This is a genomic window from Flavobacterium sp., from assembly GCF_031363805.1.
GTDB lineage: Bacteria > Bacteroidota > Bacteroidia > Flavobacteriales > Flavobacteriaceae > Flavobacterium.
In genome coordinates this window covers 1-4,742 of record NZ_JANLVD010000067.1, presented here as the reverse complement: position 1 = coordinate 4,742, position 4,742 = coordinate 1, and the positions used below count along the sequence as shown (strand labels likewise).

Genomic DNA, 4,742 nt, shown 5'->3' with positions numbered 1-4,742 from the left:
TAAGCTTCATCATCAAGAATTGTTCCTTCTTGAAGATAATGCGAAACATCGGCAATGTGAATGCCAATTTCGTAATTTCCGTTTTCTAATTTTTGGAATGAAAGTGCATCATCAAAATCTTTAGCATCTTTAGGATCAATTGTAAAAGTCAAGATATTCCGCATATCTCGACGTTTGGCAATTTCGGCTTCTTGAATGGAAGTATCTATTTTTTGTGCAAAAACTTCAACTTCTACTGGGAATTCTGATGGTAAACCATATTCTGCTAAAATCGCATGAATCTCAGTATTGTGTTCGCCAGGTTTTCCTAAAACTTTGGTTACTGTTCCAAAGGGTGAATCGGCTTTTTTAGGCCAATCTTCAATATGAACTAAAACCACATCGCCATTCTGAGCTTCGCCAATTTTATCTTTTGGAATAAAAATATCGGTATACATTTTTGGATTGGCGGTAGAAACAAAAGCAAAATTAGGATGAATAGCTATTACACCAACAAAATCGGTTTTGGCGCGTTCTACCACTTCAATCACTTCTCCTTCAGGACGTTTTCCTTTTCTTCGGTTGTAAACATAGACTTTAACTGTGTCTTTATCCAAAGCTCTGTTTAGATTATTGGTCGGAATAAAAACATCTTCACCAAAATCTGGACAAACAAAATAAGCTGTTTTTCGGGAAGTCATATCAATGGTTCCTTCATAATAATCTTGTGAAATGGCTTTCACTAAATATTTTCCAGGTTCGGATTCAATAATCTTTTTTGTGGAAGCTAGAATTTTTAAATCTTTTATAATTTCGTTTCTGCTTTTTGTATTATCAACTTCTAAAAGGGCTGCAATTTGTTTGTAGTTAAATCCTTTATTGGCGTTTTGTGATAGTATTTTTATAATTTTTGTCGAGAAATCTTTCTCATTTTTTCCAAACTTTTTTGGCATTTTACTCATAATTCATTTTAATAAAGTTTAAAATTACGAATAAGATATTAGATTTCAGATATTAGATATTAGATTTAAAGAAAATATAACTTTTAAAGAGTCAAAGACATAATTGATAAAGAGATAATAGACAAGTATTTTTTAAGTCTTTCATATTTTTGTCTATTCTCTTTTATCTAAAAATTTAAACTTATCAACATCTATTAAAAACAACAAAAAGAAAAATTAAAATTAAATTATTTTTTAATGGTTATGATAGGGTGTTAATAGCTACTATAACTTTTGTAAAAAGGGCACAATATTTAAGTTATTGAAACTTATACAAGGTAATCAACAATGTTAAATGAATGTAAAGCAATGAAAAAGAACTTGTTTTAATATTTACTAACAATTGTTAACAATCAAAAAACAACTACTTTTATTTATAAGTTTGGTTGTTAATTTCTGTTAATAAACCACTTTTTTTTGCTGATAAATAAAATGTAAAAAGCACAAACTAAATTTGATTTTCTCGATTGGATTTTGGATTACGATTTTAATTGATACAAGTACGAAAAAGTTTTAATTATCTTTCCAAAGTTGTTAACAGAAGTTGTTAAGGTAGCGTTAACTGAATATCAAGCAATTGTGTTCGGTTATTAACAACGTCAAAAAATCAAATATAAAACACTGATTTACATAACTTTAAAATTATAAAGAATTTTTATCTCTAAAATTTTTACAATCCTCCTGATAAATTTGAAAATCAAATTTCCCTTTGTTTCTTTTTAAATGTTCAACAAAGACAAATGATTTTTCAATTTTTAATTGTGTGTTTTTGGTTTTGGAAAGCATATAAAAAATGCTTCTTTTTTTTCCAGGCGTTAGTTTTTGAAAAAGCAAATTTCCATCATCATCAGAAGCTAAAACTTCTTGCAATTCTTCGCAAATTTCCATTCCAAATTCAGATTTATCTGGAACAATTTCAACTAAAATTTCATCATTCACATTTATTTTTAACGCTTTGATTTTATCTTTACTTAACATTATATAATGAAACGGTTTTTTTGGAATCATAGCACAATGAAAAGTGAGTGAATTGTTTATGGTACAAATAATGCGTTTGTCGGAAGCAATTTTAGTCATTTCTTGATAAATTATTTCAGGAATAATAATTATTGAAGTCCAAAAAACTTCACTTTCTTCAAATCTTGAAATATTTGCTGTAAATTTCATTTTCAAATGTTTATCTTTGTAAAGATAACAAACAACTACAACAATGAAAATTTCAATAGGAAACGACCACGCTGGTCCCGACTACAAAAAAGCAATTGTGCAATATCTTGAATCACAAGAACATGAAATTACAAATTATGGTACAAATACTTTTGATAGTGTAGATTATCCAGATTTTGGTCATAAAGTAGCTATTGATGTGAATGATGGAAAAGCAGACTTTGGCATTATTATCTGCGGAAGCGGAAACGGCATTGCGATGAGTGCTAACAAACACCAAAATGTACGGGCTGCTTTGTGCTGGATCAAAGAAATTGCTAGTTTGGCGCGTCAACACAATGACGCAAATATTATAAGTATTCCAGCGCGTTTTACCTCAATTCAGCAATCAATCGAAATGGTTGATACTTTTTTGACTACTAATTTTGAAGGTGGAAGACACGCCACTAGAGTCAATAAAATAATGTGCCAATGAGATAATTTGGAAAATTAGATAATTCTATAAATTATTTAATTGACACTTTAACCAATTATCTAATCATGAATCACAACCACGTACATATCCACAAACACGAAGTAAAAGGTAAAAATTTAATTTATTCTATTTTACTCAATATTTTAATCACTGCATCTCAAATTGTAGGCGGCATTTTCTCTGGAAGTTTGGCATTAATATCTGATGCTTTGCATAATTTTTCAGATGTTTTGACTCTGGTTTTTAGTTTGTACGCCAATAAATTATCCAAACGAAAAGCATCATTAAACCATACTTTTGGATACAAAAGAGCAGAACTTATTGCAGCTTTTGTAAACGCATCAACCTTAATTATTGTAGCTTTATTTTTAATTTATGGGGCAATCGGAAGATTTTTCGAACCAAAAACTATCGAATCAAATTTGGTAATTTGGCTGTCCATATTAGGAATTGCGGTCAATGGATTCTCGGCCTTACTACTAAAAAAAGATGCCGAACATAATTTAAACATGAAATCGGCTTATCTGCATTTGTTTACAGACATGATGGCTTCTGTGGCGGTTTTAATTGGAGGATTGTTAATGAAATATTTCGGATGGTTTTGGGTCGATAGTGTCATGACAATTTTAATTGCCATTTATTTAATTGTGGTTGGAATAGATTTGATAAAAACATCTACAAAAATCTTAATGCTTTTTACGCCAGATCATATAGATATTAAAGAAATTGTTCGCGAGGTACATAAAATAGACGGTGTAAATAAGCTACATCACATTCATATTTGGAATTTAAACGATGACGAATTGCACCTCGAAGCGCATTTAGATTGTTCAGAAGATATAAAAATGAGCGAATTCAATATACTTCTTGATAAAGTGGAACAGGTTTTATTTCATCAGTTTCATATCAACCACATCAATATTCAACCAGAATTTAAAAAAGAAGATTCAAAAGATTTTATAGTTCAGGATTAGCTCAACCGACTGAATTTACATTAATTCAGTCAGTCAACTGACTGAATTTACATTAATTCAGTCAGTCAACTGACTGAATTTACATTAATTCAGTCAGTAGACTGACTGAATTTACATTAATTCAGTCAGTAGACTGACTGAATTTACATTTTTTTGGTATATTTGTACTTTATTTTGTAAATTTCAAGTTATGGATTTTTTAAAAAGGGGCATAGCAATTTCATTCAACAAAAAAGTTTTACCAAATAAAGTATTGATTTTATTGGGCGCACGACGTGTTGGAAAAACAGCATTTATAAGAAATTATCTTTCAACAATTCCAAAAGAAGAATATCTACAATTAAATGGCGAAGATATTGAAGATGCAAACTTGTTAAAGGAAAGATCGGTTAGTAATTATAGCCGACTTTTGGCAAATCTGAAATTATTGGTTATTGACGAAGCACAAAACATCCCAGATATTGGATTAATTTTAAAATTGATTGTTGATTCTATTGATGGAATAAAAATTATCGCAACAGGTTCATCTGTTTTTGATTTGTCGAACAAATTGGGTGAGCCATTAGTTGGTCGAAAAAACACGATTTACCTTTTTCCTTTTGCTCAAATGGAATTTGCAAATCAAGAAAATTATAAAGAAACTAGCGCTAAACTGGAAGAGCGTTTACTTTTTGGAAGTTATCCAGAACTAGAGCAATATCCAGATTGGAATGATAAAATAAACTATTTAAAAGAAATTATAAATTCTTATTTATTAAAAGATATTTTGATTTACGAAGGCATAAAACAATCCAATAAAATTTTAGATCTACTTAAATTAATTGCTTATCAACTTGGTCAAGAAGTATCTCTGCAAGAATTAGCAAGACAACTAGGAATTTCTAAAAACACAGTCGAAAGTTATTTGGACTTGCTTTCAAAAGTGTTTGTAATTTATAAAGTACCTGGATTTAGCCGAAATTTGCGCAAAGAAATCACTAAGTCCAATCGTTGGTGTTTTTACGATAACGGAATTCGAAACGCGATTATAAATAATTTTACCAGATTAGAAACCAGAACCGATGTTGGTGCATTATGGGAAAATTATTTGGCTTCAGAACGCGTAAAACATCAAAATTATACTCAAAAAACAGTTTCAAATTATTT

5 protein-coding genes are annotated in these 4,742 nt (G+C 29.7%); 3 read left to right on the top strand and 2 right to left on the bottom strand.

From position 1 onward, the window contains the following. Both RMN92_RS03975 and RMN92_RS03970 read right to left on the bottom strand, forming a co-directional pair. A partial coding sequence (locus RMN92_RS03975) for an RNB domain-containing ribonuclease (RefSeq protein ID WP_309608170.1) occupies nucleotides 1-941 on the bottom strand: 941 nt, incomplete at its 3' end. Between the two features lie 681 nt (nucleotides 942-1,622). Further along, the gene (locus RMN92_RS03970) at nucleotides 1,623-2,147 is read right to left on the bottom strand and encodes a DUF1905 domain-containing protein (RefSeq protein WP_309608169.1); all 525 of its coding nucleotides are present in this window, start codon (nucleotides 2,145-2,147) and stop codon (nucleotides 1,623-1,625) included. A 43-nt stretch (nucleotides 2,148-2,190) separates the two neighbouring features. Between RMN92_RS03970 and rpiB the strand changes: the two genes are divergently transcribed. From rpiB to RMN92_RS03955, 3 genes are all read left to right on the top strand, one after another. After that, nucleotides 2,191-2,622, top strand: a complete 432-nt coding sequence (rpiB, locus tag RMN92_RS03965) for a ribose 5-phosphate isomerase B (protein ID WP_309608168.1) — start codon at nucleotides 2,191-2,193, stop codon at nucleotides 2,620-2,622. Nucleotides 2,623-2,687: 65 nt separating this feature from the next. Next, entirely contained in the window at nucleotides 2,688-3,596 is a 909-nt protein-coding gene (locus RMN92_RS03960; RefSeq protein WP_309608167.1) for a cation diffusion facilitator family transporter, read from the top strand. 190 nt (nucleotides 3,597-3,786) lie between these two features. Beyond that, nucleotides 3,787-4,742: DUF4143 domain-containing protein (locus RMN92_RS03955; protein ID WP_309608166.1), on the top strand; the 956-nt coding region annotated here is incomplete at its 3' end.

Excerpts from the sequence above, each read along its gene's own strand:
- RMN92_RS03970 (WP_309608169.1), bottom strand. The coding sequence starts at position 2,147 with ATGAAATTTACAGCAAATATTTCAAGATTTGAAGAAAGTGAAGTTTTT.
- rpiB (WP_309608168.1), top strand. The coding sequence starts at position 2,191 with ATGAAAATTTCAATAGGAAACGACCACGCTGGTCCCGACTACAAAAAA.
- RMN92_RS03960 (WP_309608167.1), top strand. The coding sequence starts at position 2,688 with ATGAATCACAACCACGTACATATCCACAAACACGAAGTAAAAGGTAAA.